Here is a 305-nt window from a genome sequence, read left to right on the forward strand (position 1 = left end):
GCGAGGCGCTGATCGCCGCCGCCGCCGAGGCCGGCATCCGGATCACCCTGCTGGACACCTGCTATCTCGCCGCCGGCTTCGACCAGCCCCTGGAAGCCCACCAACTCCGGTTCAGCGACGGCACCGCACAGGCGTGGGCGGAACGGGCCGAGGCCCTGCGGCCGGACGGGAACACCCGGATCGGCGCGGCGGCGCACTCCGTACGGGCCGTCCCGGCACGCGAGTTGCCCACCGTCGTGGAATGGGCGCGGCACCGCCGGGCGCCGCTGCACGCGCACCTGTCCGAGCAGCCGGCGGAGAACGCC

The 305-nt window shown here is 75.7% G+C and carries 1 pseudogene; it reads left to right on the forward strand.

Annotation, left to right across the window (positions count from 1 at the left end):
- Positions 1–305: pseudogene (locus AN216_RS00145) on the forward strand (formimidoylglutamate deiminase); the annotation flags it as partial.

It is taken from the genome of Streptomyces oceani (assembly GCF_001751245.1).
GTDB classification, from domain to species: Bacteria; Actinomycetota; Actinomycetes; order Streptomycetales; family Streptomycetaceae; genus Streptomyces; species Streptomyces oceani.